Here is a 783-nt window from a genome sequence, read left to right as displayed (position 1 = left end):
GCCCCGATCGGGGGCGCGCGATGAGCCGGCCCACCAACGCGCCAACGGCGGCCGGGACCGCCCGGGCCGCCGCCGAGGCCATCCGCGCCCTCAATCACCTGACCTTCCGCCCCGACGCCCGCGCCGAGTGGGAGATGCCGGGGGACGTCTACGCCGTGATCGGCGCCCTGGCCGAGCTGGTCGAGCGCCTGCCCCAGACCCTCGGTCAGGCGGGCGAGTTGCTGGAAGCGCTGCACGCCTCCGGGCGGCTGCGGCACGACTCCGGTGACGGCGAGCAGTTGGCCGCCGACGTCGCCGCCTTCGGCATCGAGACCCAGGAGGCCGCGGGCACCGCCGGACGCCTGGCCGACGGTCTGCGGCACGCCCACAACGCCTTGGCCCGCATCGGCCACCGGGACGAGGAGGAGCGGTGAGCGGCCCGCTGCCGGAGACGATCCGGGACCTGCGACGGGCCGGTGTTCACGGTCCGACCCCCGGTGCACACGTCCCGACCGTCGCTGTTCACGGCCCGACCGCCGGTGTTCACGGCGCCGTGTCGGGGGGTGGTCTGGATGGATGAGCGCACCCTGCGGGAGGCCGAGCGGGTGCTGTCGGTCGGTACCTGGCTGATCGTCTTCGGCGCGGTGGTCTTCTCGGTGCTCACCGTCACCCCGCTGGTGGCCCGGGTGACGCCGGAGGGGTGGAAGTGGACCGCTCCGCTGCTGCCCATCGTGGTCGACGCCGCCGTCGTCATCGTCGTGCGGCTGGATGCGGCGCTGGCGCGGGTGGGGGGACGTGCGGGGG

The 783-nt window shown here is 75.2% G+C and carries 1 protein-coding gene and 1 pseudogene; both read left to right on the top strand.

Annotated elements, in window-relative coordinates; translation table 11 throughout:
- Positions 1-413: hypothetical protein (locus FNQ90_RS25530; protein ID WP_228471610.1), on the top strand; the 413-nt coding region annotated here is incomplete at its 5' end.
- A gap of 138 nt (positions 414-551) precedes the next feature.
- Positions 552-783 (top strand): annotated as a pseudogene (locus FNQ90_RS25525) (DUF2637 domain-containing protein); the annotation flags it as partial.

It is taken from the genome of Streptomyces alkaliphilus (assembly GCF_014141535.1).
GTDB classification, from domain to species: domain Bacteria; phylum Actinomycetota; class Actinomycetes; order Streptomycetales; family Streptomycetaceae; genus Streptomyces; species Streptomyces alkaliphilus.
The sequence above is the reverse complement of the archived record's forward strand: the minus strand, read 5'-3'. Positions and strand labels throughout refer to the sequence as shown.